The organism is Rhodobacteraceae bacterium LMO-JJ12, assembly GCA_021555075.1.
Classification (GTDB): Bacteria; Pseudomonadota; Alphaproteobacteria; order Rhodobacterales; family Rhodobacteraceae; genus JAKGBX01.
On the sequence record JAKGBX010000003.1, the window covers coordinates 261,081 to 285,635 of the forward strand.

Genomic DNA, 24,555 nt, shown 5'->3' on the forward strand with positions numbered 1-24,555 from the left:
CGGGCCAAATCCATTCGCCGAACTTGACGAGTGGTTGGGGTGATGGCGCGGTGAGGGCGTAAGCCATTTCCCAATGCGGTCACTTCTGTCACACGCCAGACGCCAACCACCGACAGCCGAACGGGCGCTTGGGTCCGATCTCTCTTGGAGCGCAAGCCGACTCGGGTCGTTACCGTGGCAATCGCCAACAAGACCGCCCGTACCGCATGGGCACTGCTCGCGAAGGGAGTAAGCTTCAAGGCCACCCCGGCCATCTGAATACAGGAGATACAAGCGGAGTCTGGTGTCGCCGTGAACGAACGCAAGGGCAGAAGTGAGTGATGATGATCGAAAGGGACCGCAGTTGGGACACCCCGTGGTGCTGTCTGGGCTCACAAGCTTGTCCGTCTGATTGGGACCCAATGTGCGGACTTCATCCATTGCCCGGCAGGCGATGCTTGCATCGCTGAGAGGGAGGGCCAGCGGTTACATGCACCGCGCACAAAGGCCGGACACATGACCGCAACCTGGAACGATCACCGTCAGCTCAAATCAATCCTTGCAAAACAGGGGCGTCCACACATGACAGCACCGGCTGGTGGGCTATGATATCCAGATCCAATATCTGAATGCCGCCACTTGAAATGAAACTGATGCTATAGCTTAGACAGGCGGAAAATTGGTTGAAAAAGCAGGACCACTTCCCTCCATTTAGGGCGACCGCAGCGTGTCTGCGAGCTTGGCAAGCTTTTGGAAAGAGGCGATTGTCTCCTTTTCCGAGAACGCACCAAAACCGAATAAGACGGCGGGCGGCAGGGAAGCGCTAATACAGTAACGCGATAGATTGGGTAGTGTGATGCCAAGCTGCGCCGCAGCTTGACTGAATTCTAAATCGTTGACATGTCTGGGTAACCAACCCACCACTTGAAGCCCTGAAACAACGGAATCAAGCGTAAGAAACCCACCTAGATATGTCTTGCAATTTTGCTGAAGGGCTTCGAGCCGTTCGCGATAGAGACGTCGCATCTTGCGAATATGACGCCCCAGATGCCCTTCGCGAATAAACTGAGCTAGCACCTCCTGATCGATGGCACTTCCGTGTCGGCCCGAAACTGCGCGCGCTCCTACCAGTGGCGCAATTAATGGTTCTGGCGCGATAATGAATCCGATCCTTAAGGCTGGAAATAACACCTTACTAAAAGTTCCGACGTAGATGACACGATTGCCGCCATCCAATCCTTGCAATGATGGGATAGGTTGACCTGAATATCGGTATTCACTGTCGTAGTCGTCTTCTATAATCCAAGCTTGGGCCTTTTGCGCCCATTTGATCAGGGCTAAGCGTCGTTTAGCCGACATGATATAGCCCAATGGATGCTGATGTGATGGACATACAAGCGCAAGGCGAGCATCAGGTGCCAATTCCATCGCACGTGAGAGGTCCATGCCTTCGCGGTCGACGGGTACGGGAATCGGTTCGACCCCCGAACTTTTCAGCACTGCCAACGCGCCCAAAAAGCAGGGGTCTTCGATAAGGGCGTGGTCACCAGGTCGCCCTAGAACGCGCAACAACAGATTCATTCCGTGCTGGGCGCCCGATGTGATGATGACTTGATCGGAAGAGCAGCTTACGCCGCGCGAGTAAGAGACATGTTCGGCAATTGCCTCACGAAGTATAGATTCGCCCTGTGCATCGCTTTCTCCAAACAAGCCGTGGCTACCTGGTTTACGCCGGGCATTTCGTAACACTTTGGTATAAATCCGAATCCAGCTGCGAAGATGCTCGCTCTCGATTGCCGGCATATTTGGTCGAAACGGGCGCATGGGCATTGCAGTTCGAAAACCAGGATGGACGAAACTAAAGTCGTGCAAGACCGAGGGTAAGGGGCTCTTGGTGCTAAGGTTGATTTCGGAAGGCACAGGGCGAGAGCGCAAGAACTCTGGTGAAAGATCAGCTACATAGTGACCAGAACCTGGGCGCGATTCCACGCACCCCTCGGCGAGCAACTGCTCATAGGCCTGCACCACGGTATTGCGGGCAATTCCGCGTTGCGCTGACAACACACGGATTGAAGGAAGCTTGGCACCCGCTGGCATCAGTCCTGACATGATTGCTTCACGCAATTGGGTATAAATCTGTTGATAAATCGGATTGCCTCCGGTCGGGTCACCGCCGTCGCGCAAGTTTTCTATCGTAGGGTTTGCCAAACTGTACCTATCAAATTTTGAAAAACTGGAACTTGTGTGTAAATCAATTTCAGCAAAGAGTCCAACCAATCCACCTCGTTCCCGGTAACTGCATTCAGTATGGAGCATGTAATGAATGAACCGATTGGCCCTTGGCGCGCCGTTGTAGAAGCACTCAAAGCGGAGGGCGTTCGGTATGTCTTCGGCCTTCCGGGTAATCCTAAGCATTTCGTTTACGATCTCGTTGAGCATTCGGATATACGTTTCGTGCTGGTACGAGATGAGAAGTCGGCGATAGCCTGTGCCTACGCATGGGGTCGCTTAACTGGCGAGCCTGGCGTCGCTTTCTCAAACCCAGGCCCGGGGATCACAAACTTGGTAACTGGTCTGCTTGAAGCGACTTCGGGGTCAGTTCCAATTGTTGCACTTTCGAACGGTGTAGTGCAGCAACATGACGGTATGGGGGCGTTTCAGGAACTCGATACTAGGGCACTGATGAAGCCCGTTACCAAATGGTCTGAAAGAATTGAAGAAATTAGTCGCACTCCATGGGTTATGCAGCGCGCCTTTACTATCGCAAGAAATGGCCGCCCCGGAGCAACCTATGTCGAGATCCCGTCGGATCTTACCGGGGTAAGCAATCCAATGCCGGATTATCAGGTATCTGTGCCGAGACAAAGGAGCCGCCCTGATGCAGCTTCTGTCGATGCGGCCGTCACAATGATCCGATCGGCGCGAAAGCCGGTTCTGATCTGCGGCGGCGGCGCAATCGTGGCACGCGCCTTTGGTGAAGTTGCCCGATTGGCTGAACTTATTGGAGCACCGGTTTTGACCACACCCAGTGGCCGTGGAATTTACCCTGAAGACGGGCGATTGTCGTTCGGGCAAACCGGGCTCTACTTTACTGAACCGGGCAAGTCTTATTGCGAGGAAAGCGATCTCGTGATCGTTGTCGGTTCAAGACTGGAAGCTTTCAGCACGAATAACTGGGCGTTTCACCCAAAATCCTCAAAGCAGATACGTATCGACCTTGACCCAGAGGCGTTGAGTCTCAACTGGCGTGCAAATGTCAATCTCGTTGCAGATGCTGCTCTCGCACTAAACGATATCGAGGCTGCGCTTCTTTCTGAGGGTTATGAACAGCAGACCGAAAGATGTGAAAAAATTGAAACAGCCCACAAGGATGCGATTGCGGCGGCGCAGGTTGATGCTCGCAATACTTCCACACCTATTCGTCCCCCGCAACTTTTGGATGCGGTGAACAGAATTTTCGGCAAAGACACGATCCTCATGAAGGAGAACGGTGCCGCAGACCTTTGGTGTTATTACTGGCCGTATTATCGTGTTTTGGATACAGGCGATTGCGTCGCTATGGGCGAACAGACGGCTATGGGAATGGGCGCGATCGGAGCAATAGGCGCAAAACTCGCGCGGCCTGATAAGCAGGTGGTTTGCTTTGTCGGCGACGGTGCTATGCAAATGTCTATGGTCGAATTAGCGACCGCCGCTGAAAATCATTGCGGCATCACATGGGTGGTACTCAATAATCAGAGTTTCGGCTGGGTTCAATACAACCAGACACTCACGAATAGACCCTATGTTGGTACCAAATTCGAACAGGCAACGGATCTTGCAGCTGTCGCCGAGGCACAGGGGTGTCGGGGCATTCGTCTTGAAAACCCAGAGGATGTGGATGCAGCGTTCGCTGAGGCGCGAGAATGCAATAGTCGGGGCATTCCGGTGCTGATTGATGCTCAGATTGCACCACATGATTACCACAAGGACTTCGTCACAATTCACCGGGCTGGAATCGCTTCAGGCGAACTGATCGACTGACCAAAATTCTATCAAAATTGCTCGTGCCTGTGGCCGGAGGAAAACCACCAATGCAAATCAAATCCATTTCTGCGCGCTGGCTACATGTGCCCATTCCGCTTGAACAACAACATGTTTCCGATTTTGGCAAAGCGAGTTCTTTCGACAGCGTTCTCGTTAGGATCGAGACGCGTTCCGGCTTAGTCGGATGGGGAGAGGCGAAAGAGGCCGTCGGCAGCGCGGGTAACCATGCCACATTGGTCACCTCAGTTAATGAGCTTTTCGCCCCAATGCTTGTTGGTGAGGATGCCCGCGATATCTCTAGGTTATGGGAGATGATGTATAGTGGAGTGCGTGGCCATTATGCGCTGAAACATGGACGCGCTTTTCCAATGCTTGGCCGCCGCGGTGTGAACGTGTCGGCGATAAGCGGCATCGATATGGCGTTGTGGGACTTGTTGGGCAAGCATTTCAATGCGCCAGTTTGGCGGTTGCTGGGTGGTCGCAAGGCTATTGCTATGTCGGCTTACGCATCAGGTGGTTGGGCGGACGAAGCCGGGATAGGTGCGCAACTTGCTGACTATGTTGAGCGCGGTGGTTTCAAAGCAGTCAAAATGCGGGTCGGCGTCATTGATGGCAGTCCCGACGCGTCCGCACGCAGGGTGGCTGCGGCGCGCCGAGAACTAGGACCGGATATAGGTATTGCTTGCGATGCGCACGGCACCTTCGCCGTGTCGGAAGCCAAGCGGTTTTGCCGTTTGGTTGAGGATATCGGTTTACTCTGGTTCGAGGAACCCGTTTCTGCTGACGACAAGGCAGGATTAGCGCAGGTCAGAGCATCGTCGTCGATACCAATTGCAGTCGGCGAAAGCGAATTTACCCGTTTCGATTTTCGTGATCTGGTTACCTTGCAGGCCGTCGATATCCTACAGCCTGATCTTGCGATTTGCGGTGGCATAACCGAAGCCATGCGCATCTCCGCCATTGCCTCGACCTGGAATCTGCGTTTGGCACCGCATTTATGGACCGGCGCATTGGCTTTTTCGGCGGGAATGGCTGTTACTGCAGCCACGGCGTCTGGCTGGATTCTTGAATACTCCTTAGGTTCCAACCCGCTGCTTCATGATCTGGTCGAGGAGTCCTTCGACGTACAAGATGGGATGATTGAAATACCTGACCGCCCGGGCCTTGGCCTCACTATCAATCATGACTTCGTTGACCGCTATGCAGTCGCAACCGGCCAAGGAGTGCTATGATGGAAACGAACCCAACCACTGATCCGCACGCATTAGCCGCCATTCTTGATATACCGGGGGAGGCATTTATCGGTGGAGTGTTTCGTCCTGCATTGTCCGGTAAGACATTTGACAACCTTAATCCGGCCACGGCTCGTAGTCTTGGTGCGGTTGCGTCCTGCGACGCAGAGGATGTTGATCTTGCCGTAAGGGCTGCCCGAAGGGTGTTCGATGGTGGCGGATGGTCGCGTTGCGCTCCTGAAGAGCGCAAGGCCGTGCTACTGCGTCTAGCAGAATTGGTACGAGAACACGCTGAGGAGCTTGCAATACTTGAAAGCCTAGATGCGGGAAAGACTATCACAGACTGCCGCAACGAAATAGGAAATGAGGTCGCCACGTTCTTTCAATGGTATGGCGAATTTGCCGATAAGAACTTTGGCAAGGTCGCCCCAACTGGTGAGGATGCATTTGCATTCATCTTGGATGAACCGGTTGGAGTTGTAGGGCTTGTGTTGCCGTGGAACTTTCCATTGCTTATGGCGGCATGGAAGCTGGCACCGGCCTTGGCATCCGGTTGCAGTGTTGTGCTAGAACCGGCGGAACAGACTCCATTGACCGCTTTACGTCTTGCGGGACTGGCTCGCGAGGCTGGGCTGCCGGACGGTGTGTTGAATGTTGTCCCGGGGTTCGGTGAAACGGCGGGGCAAGCAATTGGGCGTCATATGGACATTGACGTTGTTTCCTTTACAGGATCGACCGAAACCGGCGCACTTTTTCTACAATATGCCGGCCAGAGTAATCTGAAGTCAGTTGGCCTTGAAATGGGGGGGAAGAGTCCTTTCCTTATTCTGGAAGATGCGGAGATCACTGATGACTTGATTGAAAACGCAGTTCAGGCCGCTTTATGGAACGGTGGCCAGAATTGTTCAGCCAACATGCGCCAATACGTGCCACGTGGGCTACAGGACGAATATGTGTCTCGTTTGGCGGAACGAATTGAGGCTATCCAGGTTGGTGATCCGTTGCTGACTGACACTGATATCGGCGCGATGGTAACAAAGGACCATCGAAGTCGAATACTAGCTTATATCGACAGCGGACTGGAGGAGGGCGCCCGATTAGTAAGGGGAGGGGAGCCCTTGCAGGGCGAGGATGGCTACTTTCTCACACCTGCGCTATTCGACAATGTCGGACAAGATATGCGTGTCGCGCGAGAAGAGATTTTCGGGCCAGTCCTTGGTGTGATCGGATACAAGGACACAGACGATCTTCTGGCGTTGGCTGCCGATTCAAATTTTGGGTTACACGCGTCGGTGTACACGCGAGATATCGATCGTGCGTTGCATTTTGCACGGCGCCTACCATGCGGAACCGTATCAGTGAACGGATTTAGTGAAGGCGATGTTAAGACACCTTTCGGTGGGTTCAAGAGCTCTGGATCTCTGGCGCGTGACAACGGTACCGAAGCACTCAAACAATATTGCCAAACCAAGACAATTTGGATCTGCACCTCGGCAAACTAGGTTTGTCACAACCGTCAGGAACTTTTGGAAATGTCATCGAACAACGATTTTCCCACCGATCTGGGTGAAATGGATGCTACGCAGTTGCGTGGTCTCTTCGAGAGCGGCGAGGCCTCGCCGGTTGATGCGGCAAAAGCATCGCTCGCGCGCATCGAGAAGTTCAATCCTGCGGTCAACGCATTCTCACATGTTGCTCATGAAATGGCGTTGGAGATGGCCTTGCAATCAGAAGAGCGATGGCGCCTAAAGGCGCCATTAAGCCCTATTGATGGCATTCCCAGCACCATAAAAGAACTTACTCCGGTGATCGGAATTTGCACGAGAAAAGGATCAGCGTTGGGAGATCTTGAACCCTCGCGAACCGAGCCCGAGGCGGTTAAGCGATTGCGCCTAGCAGGGGTGACGATACTTGGAACGACGGCCTCGCCAGAGTTTGGCTGGAAAGGGGTGACGCATGGTCCTGCGATCGGTTCCACCGCGAACCCGTGGAATACGACAAGGACTTCTGGCGGGTCATCGGGGGGGGCTGGAGTTGCTGCTGCTTTGAATATGGGCGTGCTTCATGAAGGCTCAGATGGGGCTGGTTCAATTCGTATTCCCGCGTCGTTCTGCGGCGTGTTTGGCATTAAGCCGACATATGGTTGGGTGCCGCTTGCCGCGATTACACCTCATTTTGAGCTTGCTCATCGTGGCCCGCTTGCTCGCAACGTAATGGATGCAACGCTTTTTCTGGAAGCCATATCGGGCTATTCGCCTGATAGCGCATTCGCCTACTGTCCGGACCGCGTGCCTAGTTGGTCGAGAGAGCTGAACCGGGACGTAACGGGACTAAAAATTGGTTATAGTCGGACATTGGGATTTGCTGGTGTAGACCGTGATGTGGCGGATGCGCTTGATAGTGCGGCACGCAAACTTGAAGAAATGGGTTGCATAGTAGAAGAGGCGAAACCCGGCTTCGAGATCCCCCATTGTGATCTTTGCACACTTTGGTCTGCCGCGCTCGCCGACGTTGTCGATTCTATGTCTTTGAGCGACTCACAAAAGGCGTTGATGGATCCAGGACTCATTAACCTTGTTGAATCCGCCTCGTCTTTGACAGTGCGAGATTATGTTGCAGCACGCCTCACCGTCGGTCGTTTGAAGGCAGCCATGGGTAGGTTTCATGAAAATTACGATCTGCTGTTGACGCCAACCATGCCGATCACCGCGTTTGCCGTCGGGCATGATGTCCCCCCCGGTTCAGCCATGTCAGATTGGACCGAATGGTCGCCTTTTACTTACCCCTTCAATATGACAGGCCAACCGACTGCGAGCGTACCTTGTGGCTTTGATCGAATTGGCCTCCCGATCGGCATGCAACTTGTTGCGCCTTGGTTCCGTGACGATTTGGTGCTCGCGGTGTCACATGCATTCCAGAAAATGGACCCACAGTCATGGCTAAGCGATGTCTCAGAGGGAGAAAGCGCTGCCTCCTAAGCTTGAAAAAAATGAATTGGATGGACAGTGAATTCTCCTGAGGCAACCTTTGTTTGAGCATTGAGCATTGAGCATTGAGCATTGAGCATTGAGCATTGAGCATTGAGCATTGAGCATTGAACGCTTGTCTTGGAACTGTGCCATAAATTGGGGGCGGCACTAATTTGCAGTTGTTGAGACCCAGTTTGCCAAAGTTTCTATGGCTTGACTGTCCAACCCCAAATAGTTTGGATATGTCCCGGTGAAAAACCCGTGTTCTTGGGCTGACCCGTCAATTGCAAGGGTGACAGTCGGTCGAAAAGTATGAATGGGTCTGGTATCAACTAGGCTTACACTTGGGTCATTGAAAGATGTGGCACCGCTTCAATCAGCGCAGCTGTATAAGGGTGTTTTGGAGTTGTCAGGACTTCTTGCATCGATCCGCTTTCAACTACTCTCCCCGACTGCATCACCATAACCTGATCTGCAATCCTTGCAGCAACACGCAGATCGTGGGTGATAAAAATCATAGACAAACCTTCATCACGCTGAATGTCTTCCAGAAGTGTGAGTATCTCTGCTTGAACTGAGACATCAAGGGCGGATACCGCTTCGTCTGCTATCAACAATCGCGGCCTCATGGCAAGCGCACGCGCAATTGCGATCCGCTGGCGCTGACCTCCTGAAAACTCGTTGGGATAACGATCTGCCGCAGAAGGATCGAGGTGGACGCGCCGAAGCAATTCTCTTACGCGAAGCGCGACTTCGTCCGCTGGCTCCCCTTGGGCAAGAGGTCCCTGTGCAATTGCAGCACCGATTTTTCGTCTGGGATTGAGAGAAGCATATGGGTCTTGGAAGATAAGTTGTACATTGCGTCGTATGAGTGACAGCTCTTGTGAATGTAGTTTTAGATAGTCGTTTACGACACCCGACAGATCGGCTTGGCCTGCGTCGACTTCGGTCAACCGTGTAATCACACGAGCGAGCGTCGACTTCCCTGAACCGGATTCACCGACTACGGCGAGTGTGTTTCCATGATTGATTTCGAAAGATACGTTGTCTAGGGCTGCAACTGTGCGGCCAGATCGGAGCAGGTTTGCGCGTGTGACCCAAGACTTGGACAGGCCGTTTGCTCGCATAACCAGATCTTTTCCATTCCGCGGAGCTCGAGCCTTGAGCGGCGGAACGGCAGCTAGAAGCTTTCTGGTATAGTCCTGCTTCGGCGTACCGAGAACGTCATTGCGTGTACCGTATTCAATCAACTTACCTTCTTTTAGAACGGCCACATGGTCTGCCATCTCTGCGACCACGCCGAAGTCATGTGTAATGAAAAATAGTGATATCCCGCGCTGGCTCGTCAGATCGCGCAGGAGACCTAGAATTTGCACTTGTGTGGTGACGTCTAGGGCGCTTGTCGGCTCGTCTGCGATCAAAAGCACTGGATCAGCAACCAAAGCGGTGGCGATCATAACACGCTGTCGCTGTCCGCCAGACAACTGCCAAGGATAGGCGTTAACGATTGTTTCAGGCGAGGGCAGCTTTACCGCGGCTAACATCTCAAGAACTCGCTCACGATGGTTTCCCGGCCAACGGTGCTGGCGCAATACCTCTCCGATCTGCTTGCCGATCCTTTCCAAGGGGTTGAGCGACGACAGAGGATCCTGGAACACGAAACCGATCTTCCCACCACGCAGTTTCTGCATTTCACGCTCAGACAGTGCTAGAATGTCCATGCCTTCGAAAAGAATGTGGCCGTTGGTGATCTTAAGGCTGTTTGACGGGAGAAGCCCGATGATCGAACTTGCTGTGAGTGATTTTCCAGAACCCGACTCGCCAACCACACATAGCGTCTTCCCGCGGGCGAGATCGATGCTCACGTCATTAACCGCAAGTGATCTATCGCTACCTTTAGGCAGAGCAATGCTCAGGTTCTTGATACTTAGCAGACTCATAGTTTCACAGCCCCGGTTCTTTGCCGCGCAAATTTGGATTGGATTTGTCGCTCAATCCTTCTGAAAGCAGCGTGATAGAAAACACGGTCAAAAACAGCAGCAGCCCCGGGAAAACACTCAACCACCAAGCCATGCGAAACACCGGTCGTGCAGTTCCTATCATATAGCCCCAACTAATCATGTTCGGGTCAGCGAGACCCAGAAAGCTGAGCGATGCTTCTGTAAGAATGGCTGTGGCTACCATAAGGGAACTTACGGCCAAGACAGGCGGCATTGCGTTGGGTAGAATTTCGCGAACGATGACACTTGAATGCGACAAGCCGAGAGTACGCGCCGCTTCGACGAATTCCCGCGTCTTCAGGGTCATGAATTCGCTCCGGACGAGCCGTGCGACTGGGGGCCAGATAACAATTGAGATCGCGAACACTATACTAGTCAGGTGTGGAGTCAGGATAGCGACAAGTAGGATCACAAACATGAAACCAGGGATGACCTGAAAGAACTCGGTAAAGCGCACCAAGACCCGGTCGACAGTGCCTCCGAAATATCCAGCGAGAGCTCCTATAGTAATTCCTATGCCTGCAGAACAGAAGGCGGAAGCCAAGCCAACGACCAGCGAAACCCGCGCGCCATGGATCATGCCGGACAAGACGTCACGGCCAAGCATATCGGTTCCCATTAGAAAGCCTTGGCTGGGAGGAAGGAGCGGAGGGCCGCTGATCGACATCGGGTCGAAAGGAGCAAGAATTGGTGCGAACACAGCAATTAATGCAATCGTCCCGAGTAAAGCGCCACCGATGATGATGCGCAGGGAAGGAGATTTTCGTGTCATTGTGTTATGCTCACATTCGACCAATTCGTGGGTCCACAGTCCGCACCACGAGATCGGTTATCAGATTTGCCAGTACCACCATGATCGATGAGACAAAGAAAATGCCAAGGATTAGATTGTAATCGCGCTGCATGAGAGCATCGAACGCCAGCCTGCCAATACCCGGCCAGGCGAATACTGATTCAACGATGACAGCTCCGCCAATCAATTGACCTGTCTGAAGTCCGGCCATGGTCACCACTGGGACGATGGAATTCCTCAATACATGACGGTAAAGAACTTGGTTTTCCGAAAGCCCCTTGGCACGGGCACTGCGTACGAAATCCTTGCCAAGCACTTCGAGCGTAGCTGCGCGACCTAGTCGGACGTATACAGCGAAGTAGAAAAGTGCCAGTGTTATCACCGGAAGGATGAGGTGGCGAAGCGTATCCAGGATCGCTGCAAACCCACTTTTGGGGATAAAGCCGGACATTCCGAAGGGTGGGAGCAGGCCTAGCAGAACGGAAAACAACAGCACAAGCAGCAGCCCGACCCAGAACACCGGCGTCGCATAGCAGAGCATGGCGAAGGCGCTTATCAAAGTGTCCTGCCAAGTACCGACACGAGTTGCCGCCCGAATTCCTAGTAACGTCCCGACGATAATCGCTAGGGTCAGTGCTGTCGCGGTCAGAAAAAGCGTGGCAGGTACACGCTCAAATATGATATCGACAACGTCGCGCTGCATTCGATGGCTTTTGCCTAGATCGAATGTAGCCAGATTTCCTAGATAGGTTGCTGCTTGCCTCCACATTGGCTGATCAAGCCCGTAGGACCTACGGATATCTTCGATGTAGCGCGCATCAGATGCGCCCGTTTCGCCAGCTATTACGGAAGCTGGATCACCGGGGGCCATTCTGATGAGCGTGAAGTTGAGCAGCCCGATGGCCACGAGCACCATTAGTGCTCGTGGCAACCATGCCAAGATCGTGTAGGCAAACCGCATCTTGAGGAGATCCTATTCAGCGAGCCAAGTATCTGCAAAGCTACCGTTCGGTCCCGATGCGGTGGTCACTGCGTTTTTCAGCTTTGTATTAAAGACGGTAGGCCACTCTAGCTCGACTAGCCACAGAACGGCGGCATCATCTACGAGAATTTTCTGTGCCTTCGAATACAATTCCCGACGTTCGTTTTCATCGACCGAAACAGCGGCCTTTCTGAAGTATTCGTCCACCTGAGCGTTGGAATACCCGGCATGGTTTGTGAACAACACACCCTGCTTCTGATTGTCGGAGAGGAAGGTTCGCGTAACTCCGAGCGCCGGATCACCCATAGTCGTCAGGTAATACATGGTCATTTCGAAATCCCAGTCGCGTGTTCGGGCGGCCCAACCAGCTGGATCAGAGGGTTCTAGGATGACTTCTACACCGATTTCGCGTAGCGCTTGGCGTGTATACTCAGCGGCACGGTTCCAAACTTCGCCGTAGGGCAGACCGAGGAGCTTGACTGTCGTGCGAACACCATTTGCGTCAGGTGTAAGACCCATCTCATCAAGCAGAACTTTCGCTTTATCAAGGTTTTGCGAATAGTCTGTTACGTCAGCTTCGTAAAAGGGTGATGCAGAATGTACAGGCCCGGTGGCAACACTTGCCATGCCCTGAAAAACCACGTCACGGAAGAAATTTCGGTCTAGGGCGTAACTCATGGCCTTACGGAAACGTTTGTCGTTGAACGGTTCTTTCCGCAGATTCATCTCGATCCAGACAATTGGGGAACCCCACTCCCAACCTTTGGTTGTCATGTCAAGATGAGGCATCTCGACAAGCCGCATGGTGTCCAAAACTTCAAGATCGTTTTGAGTTGCCAGATGCATCTGCCCAGTCTCTAGAGCAAGGGCACGTGATGCCGCATCCGGGACAAACCGGTAGTAAATGTCATCAAGATAGGGTTGGCCTTCGACCCAATAGTTTTCATTTCTAACTAGATGAATATACTCTCCTCGTTTCCACTCGTCGAATTTGAACGGGCCAGTCCCGATAGGAGCAAGGTTGTTTGGGTTTTCGCGGTAGTCGGTGCCTTTGTAGAGGTGTTCGGGCACGATGAGGCAGCACAGATCAAAGCTACGGATTAGAGGTGCGAATGGCTCTTTTAGATCAAAGGTGACTGTATAATCGTCGACCTTGCTGACTTCGGTGCGCTCAAAAACTGTACGGGCTCGAGGATGAACCTCTAATAGATAGTCACCGTAGGTGAAGACGACATCATCTGCAGTGAAGGGCTCTCCATCGTGCCAGCGAACGTTTTCGCGGAGTTTGAACGTGTATTTGAGACCATCAGGTGAAATATCCCAAGACGATGCAAGGTTAGGATGTGGGTTTAGATTGAAATCATATGTCAGCAAGCTTTCGAATATCTTGGTCGTCGGTCGAAGGGCAGACGATTGAGTGTAGATACCGGTCATGATCCCTGGAGGTTCCGGCCATAAAACCGATTGTAGTGTACCGCCGTGGCGCGGCTCATCCTGTGCTGCTGCCATAGAAGTCGCGCCGATAAATGCCGTCGCAACGAGTGTTGCTAGTTTTTTCATTGTTCTTCTCCCATTTGCTGGTCTCTGGTTCTTGAACGTGCACAGGAGACTAAGTGGACAAACGCCCCAGTAACAAGTTCCACTTTTTTGAAAAACAATAGGTACACTTGAGCGGTCAAGCGTTGGGTGACGCTGTTGGAGGAAAGTTGGCTGAGACGGGAAGAGCACCCGTTTACTTTTGTCGGATGACAAAATGCAGCCCCTTCCGTAACTTCAATACCTCTCCCGAAATCATCCGTCTGGCAATAATGCTGGCATTGTCAGAGGAAACCGAGTTGAGGCGGGCAGGGCGGTGACCTAGCGTTGCGGGATGACAAAACGCTCTCCATTTCGCTATTTCAAGACCAATCTGGAGATCATTCGTCTGGCGATGATGTATGTCCGGTTTCCGCTCTCGCATTGGAACGTCGAGGGCCTACTGCATGAACGTGGTGTTGACATCAGCAGTAGCGGCGCGACGTCAAAGTCTTGAAGTGTCACGTTTGAAGTTCAACGCAATCGATCTTCGGGGGGATCGAATATAGAACTACTTAAAGTCAATTAGTTAGGAGGTAGAGAAGGTTCGCGACCAGTCGCGTTCCCTCCGCCATCACGCTTGCGGTTGAAATCAAATTTTGCGCTTAATCTCCGTCGCTTGAGGTGTCGGCTGTCTTCGGAGCCGCTCGGGCAGCCTTGTTTTGCTACGTTGTTTGCGCCACATTTTTTCTACATTGGGCGATCTGGAAAATGGTATGTCCAAAGCTGTTTTGTGTGGGACGACGTGGTATTTGAAGTGACGGGTGCGCAAGCGCTTGGCGTTTGTCGAGACATGCTCTGAGATCTGAGAAAACCTCAAGATTGATTCATACTCCGTCGTGCGTCAAAAATCTGCTGGCGTCTCCTCACGCCACAGATCCGTTGCTGCGACCCTCCCGCAATATCCAACGCCGGATCTTCAATACACTTTCCATCAATCTTTCCTGCTCTTTCCTCCGCTCTATTCTGCGCGGATGCAAACGTGGCAGGTGGCACGGTTTTGCGCGCTCATAACCCCCCAAGGGGGTCAATTTCGCATGCCAATTCACATAGGTGACGATAAAGATTAGTCACGGCCCTAGTTCTTTCGTGACTTGTGCGAAGAAGCAAGCGCCAGACCATCGGTCACGGCGGTGAAAACTTCGCTGAATGAATGCTGAGCTTGGGGGAACTGCGTCGTCATGGTTTGTGTTACCATTGTCATCAGGCAAGACCCCCCGACATAGATCACCCGCTCGATTTGCGTTGCGTCCAAGCTTGCGAGGGACAAAGTGTCTTGAGCGGCCAATTGCAAGGTCTTGGAAAAGGGGGCGAGAATGGACGTTAGAGTTTCGGGTTGCAACGGCGACGACAGGCCGCGCTCGATCTGATCGAGGGCAATCATCGAGTGTTCATTTCCCGCATTCGCCTCGATTTTGCCCTGCTCGACAGAAAAGGCCAATTCGTGCCCAAGTTCGTGTTCTAAAACCTCTCCGAGACGGCTGAGCTTATGGGCTTCGACGGCAACGCCGATCATTTCGTCAACCATTCGCCGGTTTTGGGGCGTGTAGAGAAACGGGATCTTTTCCCATGTTGCAAGGTCATTGAAAATCGCGTTGGGCACAGGTGATGTGCCGGGCCCCATGGCATTTCGCAATTCGCCGCCTTTGCCAAGGAGGGGCATCACCCGATCAATACTGATGGCACGATCAAAATCGGTCCCACCGATCCGAACCCCGTGATTGGCCAGAATTTCGACGCCAGAGCGCTCTGAGCGAAACACTGAAAAGTCTGAAGTGCCGCCGCCGATATCTACGATCAAACCAACTTCGCCAGATTGATCCAATGCGCCGCTGGCTATTGCAGCGGCTTCGGGTTCGTCGATGAATGAAACCTCTTTGAAGCCCGCAGCTATGTAGCAGGTTTTCAAGTCTGCTTCGGCTTGTGCCTCTCGCGGATCACCTGTGGCGTGAAAGACCACCGGACGACCGGCGAGGGCTTGATCAAAGATCAAGCCGGTCTCAGCCTCGGCTTGGGTTTTGATCTGACGCAAGAAACGCGCGATGATGTCGACGAAGGTCACGCGCTCGTTCAGGATTTGACGAGGCTGATGCATCAATGTTGTGCCCAGCACACGCTTTAACGCTCGCATGAAGCGCCCATCGGCACCGTCCAGTAGGGCTTGGTTTGCGGGGTCACCAATCAAGGTTTTCCGCGTTTCGTAATCGAAGAAAAATGTCGAAGGAATAGTTGTTTTTCCCGACGAAAACTTGATCAGTTGAGGACATCCATCGCGCAAATAGGCAGCGCCCGTGTTGGAGGTGCCAAAGTCGATGCCCAGAACTTGACTGTGATGAGACATGACGAAACCAACTGACCTCGGAATGGGAAGGCGCCTGCGTATTGGCAGATGGGATGGGCGTCAAGGTGCTCCATGGGCAGGCATATTCTGCGATGCGGTATTGCTTGTTTTCCAGAGCCGAATGCAGGGCAGGTCGCGTGAGAACCTGACCAAGCCTGACGCATTTCCTTTCGCATGTTAGTTGGGCATCAATGCCGCATCAGGTGATAACTGCTGGCAGGGTTACTATCGCACGTAGTCCGCCAGTCTGACGGTTTTCAAGCGTGATTCCACCGCCATGTGCGATGATGATTGTGCGGGCAATGGAAAGTCCGAGGCCAGCGCCACCAGTTTCAGCATTGCGACTTCCCTCTCCGCGTGTGAATGGGCGAAACATATCTTCGAGTTGATCAGGCGGAATGCCTGGGCCATTGTCTTCGATGGTGATTATCGCGTTTTCCTTGTCTTGGGTTAGCGTGAGGGTAGCACCTTCTCCGTACCTTTTGGCGTTGTCGATCAGGTTACCAATAGCGCGGCCAAGCCCAACGCGGCGACCTGACACTTGGACTTTTGATTTGGCATTGAACACAGCGCCGCGATCATCGCAAAGCTGCTTGAGGAGGGGGGCGAGGTCGAGGGTGGTTGTCTTTTCACCGTCCTGACCTTCTTTTGCATAGCTGACAAGGCCATCGGCCATCACAGCCATTTCGTCGAGCGTGCGAACCATCGCGTCGCGCTGGCTTTCATCGTCGATCATTTCAGCGCGGATGCGCAGGCTGGTCATTGGGGTGCGCAGGTCATGACCCACGGCAGCGAGCATGCGCATGCGTTCGGCGTCAAATAGCGAAATTTCGGCCTGCATCGCGTTAAAGGCTTGCGCCGCCTCGCGCATTTCACGCGCGCCTTCTTCGGGAACCCTTGCAGTGCGGTCGCCGCGGCCGGCGGCGCGCGCGGCCTCAGAAAACTGTCCGAGTGGTTTGGTCAGATGACGGGCGAGGGCGATTGAGACGCCAAGCACACCAACCAGAGAAGCGGCGAGGACAGTGAAAAAGGGTTTTGCATCAAAACGACCCTGACGCGCGGACGCACCGCTTGTCACGACGTTGAGCCATTCGGCCCTCTCATCTCGCGCCGTGAGTGGCAAGGTAATGGCAATCACACGATCGGTCTTAAAGCTGCCCCCTCGATTTGGCGCGTCGGGCCGGACCGGGCGATCAATGATAGCAACATTCACGTCTTCTCGCTCCAACGTTTCTTTCAGCGCCTGTGCAATATATCGTGAACGGCTGTCTGTGGCGGTTTTCGTCAACAATGGTGCATCTTCCACACGCACCCTCGCGAACCTTGTCGAAGCATCTCGCGCGATCACTTGCCGGACTTGTGCGTCAACGGCTTCCATAGCCGGGATGAGGGACGCAATCCGCTCGATCTCACGATCCTCGCTGGCCTGACGATCAAAGCGTTGCTGCTGAAAGCTGAGAAGGGCCAGCGCGATGAGGTTGGCAACAAGAATTGTGATCGCCAGCAAGAGGACGATGCGAGATGCCAAAGCATCCGGGAACAGGCGTTTAAGACGGTTCATCATTCGACCTCTGCAACGTCCGCTACCAGTCTGTAACCGCCGCCCCATTCCGTCACGAGGATCTGTGGGTTTTTGGGGTCGGCTTCGATCTTGCGGCGCAGTCGGCTGATCTGATTGTCGATGGCGCGGTCATACGCTTTTGCTTCGCGCCCAGAAGTTAGGTCGAGCAAGGTCGACCGGCTCATCACTGTGCGCGGTTGGTCGAGGAAAATACCCAGAAGGCGGTTCTCGGCGGTGGTTAAATCGACGATCTGACCATCCGTGTGAATCAGTTTCAGTGCGTCAGGGTCGTGCACCCAATCAGAAAACGCCCGCCGCCCGCTTGGTGGCGCGGCAATCTCGGGCGGTGCGCGGCGCAGGATTGCGCGTACCCGCGCCAGTAACTCGCGCGGGTTGAAGGGCTTGACGAGATAGTCGTCCGCGCCAAGCTCAAGCCCGACGATGCGGTCTGTTTCATCGGCCATGGCCGTCAGCAGCAGTACGGGCGGGCCGTCATGGGCGACGACATAACGGCAAAGGCTCAGCCCGTCTTCGCCCGGCATCATGATGTCGAGAACGACAAGATGAATGGCGGCCTCGGCCAGAATCTCGCGTGCCTCAGCGGCATGTGCGGCTAGCCGCGTTCTGAAACCTTGTTTGCGCAGATATTGCCCGAGTGGTTCGCGTATGTCGCGGGCATCGTCGACGATAAGGATTTGGGGCGCGATCGGGTCGGTCATTGTGTGTCTCCTCGGAGGCCTGCTCTGACTCCGTTGCCCTCAATAGCGCTCTTTTCCCTCTGGAAATCAACCAACTGACAGGCTGTTTCGAAGCTGAATTGTCGCAAGATGTATCAGGTCGCGACCCTGCGACAGATAACGACAAAGTGGCATTGGCGCTGACAAACCTTTTGGCGCAAAAGCCCCTAAGTGAGGTTCACCGAGGCAACGAATGCCTCAGCAGAAACCCGAAAGGATACGACATGAAAAATTCAAAAATCCTCCCCGGCAGCTTTCTTGCCGTTGCCGCCATCTTGTCTGGTCTGACGGTTGCTACCGCACAGACTGCGCCCCAAGCTGCACCTGCTCAGGTTGAAGCAACAGCGCAAACACCTGAAGTCACGCGCGCCGATTTTCGTAAAGGTCACGGTGATCGTGGCGGGCGCGGAATGATGGGTCAGATCCTCCAAAAAGTTGACGCCAATAGCGACCGCGCGGTGACGCAGGCGGAAGTCGATACCTTCCGCAATGGGTTGGTGAGCAATGCCGATGCGTCGGGCGAGGGCGACATCTCGCTTGATGAGTTTGAGACGATCTATCTCGACTTGACGCGTGATCGTATGGTCGATGCCTTCCAAAACCTTGACGCAGACGGTGACGGGGCGGTGACACAGGCGGAGATGGACAAACGGTTTGGCAACATCGTTGAGCGGATGGACCGCAATGATGACGGCCAGCTGGACCGTGAAGATCGGCCCGGACGTGACCATAAAGGTCACAATGGTAAAGGGCACGACGGCCCCCGCAAAGGTGATCGCCGAGGCTGACGAGGATGTGGCGGGGGCTGAATAGCCTCCGCCGCAACCATTCTAGTGAAAACCACGACGGCAATGAAAACGTGATTTAGAGCAGTGCCCGCTGCACAATGGAAATCGGTAGATGCAACAGCAGACAGACACAAAAGACCTGTGCGATAGCCCCAAAACCTATGGTCTAATCTCGCGGATCAATCACTGGATTGTTGCGGTCGCTATGATCGGAATGCTGATCTCTGGCCTGATAATGGAATACGGCCCGTTTTCTCGTGAGGTAGTGGCCGCCATCCGGGATTGGCATAAACCGATTGGTGTGCTGGTCTTTGCATATGGTCTTTGGCGGATTGGCTGGCGCGTTGCGCAAGGTTTTCCCCGCGCAGCATCAGCCATGCCGCGCTGGCAATCCCTTGGCTCAAAGGTGACGCATTGGGCATTGCTTGGCACGGTTTTCGCAATGCCGCTCTCCGGTATCGTGATGTCGATTTATAGTGGACGAGACGTGAACGCCTTTGGAGTGATCATTCCCGCGCAGGAGAAGGTGGAATGGGTTGCGAATTTTGCGGGTGCAGGGCATCATTTTACTGCCTTGGCGCTTATCGGATTGCTGATCCTACATGTCGGTGCAACGCTTAGACATCAATTCGTCGACAAAGACACAACTCTGAGCCGCATGGTCGGACGAACGATTTAAAGTCACCCGGCAGGCGAGATGGCCAAACCGGAACTGCATGAAGGTATTTTTCGGATGCGTAAGCTTGTCACTTTGGTTGCTTCACTCCTGATACTCGCCGGAGCATATTATGCCGCCTTTGGCGTTCCGGCTTATCTTGAGGATGTTGTCGGTCTTCAAGCCGGTGGCAGTGAGCAAGCTGACAAAACCGGCGGTTCTCAACAAGGGGCGGGGAAGGCTGGGGGCGCAAAAGGTGCCAACGCAACGGCAGTGGTTTTGACCCCTCTGGAAATGCAACCTTACGAAGACATCCTTCGTGCCGTTGGTAGCGCCAGTGCTTTGCGCAGTGCCAACGTAATCGCGAGAGTCTCGGGTGAGGTGGTCGCAACCAACCTTGCCGCCAATCGGCTGGTTTCGGTTGGTGACGTGTTGGTGCAACTCGATGCGCGGGCACAAGTTTATAATCTTGAGATTGCACAGACAGAACTTGAACAGGCCAACGAGACCATGGAGCGGTATGAACGGTTGAGGGCCACAGGAAACTCAACGGTCACGGATGTCACGCTTTCGCAGGCGAGGGTGGCGCAACGCCTGGCGGAAGCGAAAGTAGGGCTTGCCAAAGTGGCGTTGGGAGATCGAACGATCCGCGCACCGATTTCGGGCAAGCTGGGTCTGAGCGATGTGGAAATCGGCGATGTGGTGCACGAGGAAAGCGTCGTCGTGACCATCGATGATTCCGAATCTTTGCTGGTTGAGTTTGAATTGCCAGAACGATCTGTCGGGCTATTGGCAAGGGAACAGCGGGTTCTTGCGAACACGCCGTCATTTGTCGGGCGAACATTTGAAGGCGAAATCGTGGCCTTCGACAGCCGTATCGATACCGTTACGCGTAGCGTGACGGTCAAGGCGCTTGTCGAAAATCCCGATGCTCTGCTTTGGCCGGGAATGACCTTTTCTGTTCGTATTTTCCACGAAAGTGAACCGCTGGCGGTTCTTCCTTCAACTGCAATCACATGGTCACGTAGTGGATCGAGCATCTGGATCAGCAATGATGGTGTTGTCGAACCGGTCGCGGTGACAATTCTGTTTCGACGTGGTGATCAGGTTTGGATCGAAGGGGATATTGCCCCTGGAACTCTGGTTGTCGCTGAAGGTGCGCATAAGTTGCGGCCGGGCGCGCGCATCACTGCCGCAAATAGCCCGGTAAGCGAACCCGAAAACAATGCGCCCGAAGCCGAACCTCAATCTGCATCTCCTGATGTTGGCCAACTCAATACCCAGACATCACCCGAGACCGAGGAGCCAACATGAGCAGCCCCAAACTGCAAGGCGGCCGGCGCGGCATGGCTGCACTTTTTGTTGCACGTCCCTTGTTGGGCATTGTCCTCAGTCTATTGATCCTGATTGCGGGTCTTGCTGCTCTGGTCGCGGTGGATGTGCGCGAAATGCCGGATGTTGACCGACCTGTGCTGTCGGTCAGAACCACATATGAAGGCGCGGTTCCGGCAACGGTTGATGAGCAGGTGACGCTGGTTTTGGAAGACGCGTTGAGTGCGCTTGAGGGCCTGTCCTATATCGAGTCGAACTCCTCCACAGGCTCAAGCCGCATCACGATAGACCTTTCCGAAGGCACGGATGTCGATATCGCTGCGAATGAAGCGCGTGAAATTGTGTCCGCTACTCTGCGCCAGCTTCCTGAAGATATTGATGACCCGATCGTGACCAAAAGCGACAGCAACGCAGATGCTATAATTCGTATCGCTATATTGGGCGATGCCACCTTTGATGAGATGACCGAATTGGCCGAGGGGATCATTTATGATCGCCTGTCCCTGATCGACGGTATTGCCGAAGTCACTTTGCGCGGAAACCGGGCCAACGAGTTTCGTGTGACCCTTGATATGCCATCGCTGCTCAGTCGTGGGTTGACGGTGTTCGACGTCGCAGACGCGCTGTCGTCCTTGCGTGACGACACGCCACTTGGTGAGTTGGAGACATCCTCACAAACTGTGGCGTTGCGTGTAGGGAACGCCGAAGTGACCACTGATAGGGTTGGTCAGATCCTCATCAATGCCACGACCCGCGTATCCGACGTAGCCTTCGTTCAGGTGGTTCCAGAGGACAGCGATGTTTTTGCCCGCGTCAACGGCCAACCGGCCATTGGGTTGAACATCAGCCGCCAGTCGGTGGGCAATACGCTCGAAATTTCAAAGGCGGTGCGTATTGCCGTTGAAGAGCTTCGTGCCGAACTCCCCGAAAATGTGGATCTCATCATCACGTCCGATGATGGTGTATTCATCGAGGGCTCACTCAACGAAGTGGTCAAATCCATCGGTTTGGCCACTGTGATCGTTATCGCGGTGATCTTCGCTTTCCTGCGCTCACCCCGCGCCACGTTGATCCCGGCGGTTACGATCCCGGTGGCGCTCGTCGGGACGATAGCGGCTATTTGGATGGCCGGGTTTTCGGTTAATACTATCAGTCTTCTGGCATTGGTTCTTGCCACAGGCATGGTTGTGGACGACGCCATTGTCGTGATCGAGAACATCGTGCGAAAACGCAAGCAAGGCATGGGGGCCTTTGCTGCCGCCGCAGCCGGCACAAATGAAGTTTTCTTCGCCGTCATCTCGACCACTGCGACGCTGGCTGCTGTTTTCATTCCGATCTCTTTTCTGCCGGGGCAGGCGGGCGGCGTGTTCAGCGAGTTTGGCTTTGTTTTGGCATTCGCAGTGACTTTGTCGTCCATTACGGCGCTGACACTGACGCCCGTGCTTGCCGCGTTCCTGGATCCCGGTAAACCCGACCCGAAACGAGCAAATGTGCCAGACAAACCCGGCGCTCTTTCGCGTGGCTTTGATGCGGTAATGGATTGGGCAATTCGCACGCCATTGATCGTTCTGGCAGTCGCTACCGGCTTTGCATTCATTGCGGTTGGTGCCGCCGGAACGCTATCTTCCAGCATTACGCCCGATGAAGATCGGGGATTTTTCCTGATCCAGGCGCGGGGTGCATCTGACACCACGGTTGAGTATCTTGAAACTCAGGTTTCGCAGGTCGAAGCGATCCTGAAACCTTACTACGAAAGCGGAGAAGTCAGGGCGGTCCAAAGTATCATTGGCATTTGGGGGGGGACCAACGCCCTTATCATCGTGCGCCTGCCTGATTGGAGCGAGCGAGAGCGAAGCCAGCAAGAAATCATCACAGAAGTTAGCAAGCAACTTTCAGATGTGCCGGGTGTTCAGGTCAGTGCCAGATCGACCAACAGCCTGAATATCCGGGGTGCTGGGCGTGGCTTGCAATTTGCTGTCACTGGTACGGATGTTGAGGCCATGACAAATGCCGCCGACGATCTGGTTGCGGCGATGTCGGCTGACGAAACCTTCATTAACCCGCAACTTTCCAACGACAGCGTGCAGGCGCAATACGAGTTGCGGGTGGACCCGGATATGACCCGTGTTTTTGGCTTGAGCGAGGCGGAAATCGCCCAGACTGTAAGTGCTATGGTTCAAGGAAATATCGCCGTTACAGTGTTTGAAGATGACACCGAAACCGACGTAAACGTTGTGCCGGGCGGCCCTCCGATCAACGACCCTTCAGACCTTGAATCGATCTTTCTACGTTTGCCGGATGGCGCTTATATCCCGCTTTCGGCTGCTGCAACGCTGGTGCCGGTCGTCAGTCAGTCGGAAATCGAGCGTCAGGGTGGATCGCTTGCTGTTTCGGTTCAAGCCAACCTTGGACAAGGTGTTGATCTTGGAACTTCAATGGCGCGCCTGACCGATATTGCGGCGGAGCGGCTGCCCGACGGGATGGGTATCATTTTCACTGGCGAAGCTGCGACCCTGACAGACGGCCAGATGGGTATGTATCTGGTGTTTGGCATGGCTTTCGTGGTTGTGTTTCTGGTGCTGGCCGCACAGTTTGAAAGCATAGCCAGTGCAGTTGTCATCATGTTGACGGTCCCGTTTGGCCTCGCCGCGGCGCTTCTGGCAATTTCGCTGACGGGTGGATCGCTGAATTACTATAGCCAGATTGGTTTGGTGATGCTGATCGGGGTTATGTCCAAGAACGGTATTCTGATTGTTGAATTTGCCAATCAACTGCGCGAGGCAGGTCAGGATATCGACAGCGCCATCCGTGACGCTCTGCGTCTGCGCATCCGCCCGGTGATGATGACGATGGTATCGACTGTTTTTGGTGGCCTCCCCCTGATCTTGACGTCTGGTGCGGGAGCGGAGGCGCGTATCGCGGTCGGTTGGGTCATCGTTGGTGGGCTTGGTTTTGCCACTGTCTTTACCCTGTTTCTGACACCAGTGTTTTATCGCTGGATTGCGGTTTGGGGTTCCGAGCCAGGGATGGCGTCCAAGCGATTGATCCGGGAAAATGCGGCCATGATGAAGTCTATTTCCGCACGACCTTGATTAGATTGTCTGATGAAAGCGTTTCGAGGTAAATACGAGTTAAGAGCTTTTCTCGAAGCGTCCGCGACATCTAATTGTTGCGCTGCGTTGGCAACGCTCCCGGCTCAAGGTTTCGGTGACGGGTCCGCACGGCCTTCGAACGAAAAGTTGCTTGAATAAGTCGAGAGCTGGAACGCAAGCGCAACAAATCTATGGACAGCCTTGCGTCGTGCAAACCTGACTTTGATGATTTTGTAGAAATGGCGCGCCACTCCGCTTTGCGGGCCGACAGGTATGCGTTTGTCGAACAACGAGCCAACCTGAGCCCGACGGCTTAAGTGTATTTATCGCGCAAACAGGCGGAACGTGAGGTTTGGTGATACGTGTTTGTGGTGGCGGACTGTGAACTGCCTGCACCTAATTTTCAAGGCGCGGAGGTGTTGGTCGCTACAGAGAAGTTTATCCTACCCGCTCGCATTCATCCCCGTAGCTGGACAAGAATCATACGAACGAG

The 24,555-nt window shown here is 54.0% G+C and carries 16 protein-coding genes and 2 pseudogenes; 10 read left to right on the forward strand and 8 right to left on the reverse strand.

Annotation, left to right across the window (positions count from 1 at the left end; all coding sequences use genetic code 11):
* Window positions 1–126 precede the first annotated feature (126 nt).
* Window positions 127–258: pseudogene (locus LZG00_17540) on the forward strand (IS110 family transposase).
* Between the two features lie 432 nt (window positions 259–690).
* Here the strand turns inward: LZG00_17540 and LZG00_17545 are convergent.
* Window positions 691–2,256, reverse strand: coding sequence for a PLP-dependent aminotransferase family protein (locus LZG00_17545; GenBank protein ID MCF3595793.1), 1,566 nt, complete (start codon window positions 2,254–2,256; stop codon window positions 691–693).
* 42 nt (window positions 2,257–2,298) lie between these two features.
* Between LZG00_17545 and LZG00_17550 the strand changes: the two genes are divergently transcribed.
* Genes LZG00_17550 through LZG00_17565 form a run of 4 tightly spaced genes read left to right on the forward strand, consistent with a single transcriptional unit; the run spans window position 2,299 to window position 8,215 of the window.
* A complete protein-coding gene (locus LZG00_17550) occupies window positions 2,299–4,002 on the forward strand; it encodes a thiamine pyrophosphate-binding protein (GenBank protein ID MCF3595794.1) in 1,704 nt (567 codons plus the stop codon).
* 50 nt (window positions 4,003–4,052) lie between these two features.
* Window positions 4,053–5,237, forward strand: a complete 1,185-nt coding sequence (locus LZG00_17555) for a mandelate racemase/muconate lactonizing enzyme family protein (protein MCF3595795.1) — start codon at window positions 4,053–4,055, stop codon at window positions 5,235–5,237.
* The gene (locus LZG00_17560; protein MCF3595796.1) at window positions 5,237–6,739 is read left to right on the forward strand and encodes an aldehyde dehydrogenase; all 1,503 of its coding nucleotides are present in this window, start codon (window positions 5,237–5,239) and stop codon (window positions 6,737–6,739) included. The genes LZG00_17555 and LZG00_17560 overlap by 1 nt, the downstream gene beginning before the upstream one ends.
* A gap of 30 nt (window positions 6,740–6,769) precedes the next feature.
* Window positions 6,770–8,215: an amidase gene (locus tag LZG00_17565; protein MCF3595797.1), complete on the forward strand. Its 1,446-nt coding sequence runs from the start codon at window positions 6,770–6,772 to the stop codon at window positions 8,213–8,215.
* A 329-nt stretch (window positions 8,216–8,544) separates the two neighbouring features.
* On the opposite strand, the gene LZG00_17570 is transcribed toward LZG00_17565, so the two are convergent.
* The 4 genes from LZG00_17570 to LZG00_17585 are packed head-to-tail and all read right to left on the reverse strand — an operon-like array spanning window position 8,545 to window position 13,541.
* Window positions 8,545–10,146, reverse strand: coding sequence for an ABC transporter ATP-binding protein (locus LZG00_17570; protein MCF3595798.1), 1,602 nt, complete (start codon window positions 10,144–10,146; stop codon window positions 8,545–8,547).
* A gap of 4 nt (window positions 10,147–10,150) precedes the next feature.
* The gene (locus LZG00_17575) at window positions 10,151–10,978 is read right to left on the reverse strand and encodes an ABC transporter permease (GenBank protein ID MCF3595799.1); all 828 of its coding nucleotides are present in this window, start codon (window positions 10,976–10,978) and stop codon (window positions 10,151–10,153) included.
* Window positions 10,979–10,988: 10 nt separating this feature from the next.
* Window positions 10,989–11,960 carry an ABC transporter permease gene (locus tag LZG00_17580; protein MCF3595800.1) on the reverse strand — a complete coding sequence of 324 codons (972 nt, stop codon included), beginning with the start codon at window positions 11,958–11,960 and terminating at the stop codon, window positions 10,989–10,991.
* Window positions 11,961–11,972: 12 nt separating this feature from the next.
* Entirely contained in the window at window positions 11,973–13,541 is a 1,569-nt protein-coding gene (locus tag LZG00_17585) for an ABC transporter substrate-binding protein (GenBank protein ID MCF3595801.1), read from the reverse strand.
* A gap of 310 nt (window positions 13,542–13,851) precedes the next feature.
* Between LZG00_17585 and LZG00_17590 the strand changes: the two are divergent.
* Window positions 13,852–13,986: pseudogene (locus tag LZG00_17590) on the forward strand (IS6 family transposase).
* 648 nt (window positions 13,987–14,634) lie between these two features.
* On the opposite strand, the gene LZG00_17595 reads toward LZG00_17590, so the two are convergent.
* The 3 genes from LZG00_17595 to LZG00_17605 all read right to left on the reverse strand — a co-directional run bounded on the left by LZG00_17595 (window position 14,635) and on the right by LZG00_17605 (window position 18,177).
* Entirely contained in the window at window positions 14,635–15,897 is a 1,263-nt protein-coding gene (locus LZG00_17595; GenBank protein MCF3595802.1) for an Hsp70 family protein, read from the reverse strand.
* A gap of 199 nt (window positions 15,898–16,096) precedes the next feature.
* A complete protein-coding gene (locus LZG00_17600) occupies window positions 16,097–17,461 on the reverse strand; it encodes an ATP-binding protein (GenBank protein ID MCF3595803.1) in 1,365 nt (454 codons plus the stop codon).
* Window positions 17,458–18,177, reverse strand: a complete 720-nt coding sequence (locus LZG00_17605; protein ID MCF3595804.1) for a response regulator — start codon at window positions 18,175–18,177, stop codon at window positions 17,458–17,460. The genes LZG00_17600 and LZG00_17605 overlap by 4 nt, the downstream gene beginning before the upstream one ends.
* A gap of 242 nt (window positions 18,178–18,419) precedes the next feature.
* On the opposite strand from LZG00_17605, the gene LZG00_17610 reads away from it, so the two are divergent.
* The 4 genes from LZG00_17610 to LZG00_17625 all read left to right on the forward strand — a co-directional run bounded on the left by LZG00_17610 (window position 18,420) and on the right by LZG00_17625 (window position 24,062).
* Window positions 18,420–18,983, forward strand: coding sequence for a hypothetical protein (locus tag LZG00_17610; protein MCF3595805.1), 564 nt, complete (start codon window positions 18,420–18,422; stop codon window positions 18,981–18,983).
* 112 nt (window positions 18,984–19,095) lie between these two features.
* Window positions 19,096–19,662, forward strand: a complete 567-nt coding sequence (locus tag LZG00_17615) for a cytochrome b (protein MCF3595806.1) — start codon at window positions 19,096–19,098, stop codon at window positions 19,660–19,662.
* A gap of 18 nt (window positions 19,663–19,680) precedes the next feature.
* Entirely contained in the window at window positions 19,681–20,952 is a 1,272-nt protein-coding gene (locus tag LZG00_17620) for an efflux RND transporter periplasmic adaptor subunit (protein MCF3595807.1), read from the forward strand.
* The gene (locus LZG00_17625; protein MCF3595808.1) at window positions 20,949–24,062 is read left to right on the forward strand and encodes an efflux RND transporter permease subunit; all 3,114 of its coding nucleotides are present in this window, start codon (window positions 20,949–20,951) and stop codon (window positions 24,060–24,062) included. The genes LZG00_17620 and LZG00_17625 overlap by 4 nt, the downstream gene beginning before the upstream one ends.
* Window positions 24,063–24,555 lie beyond the last annotated feature (493 nt).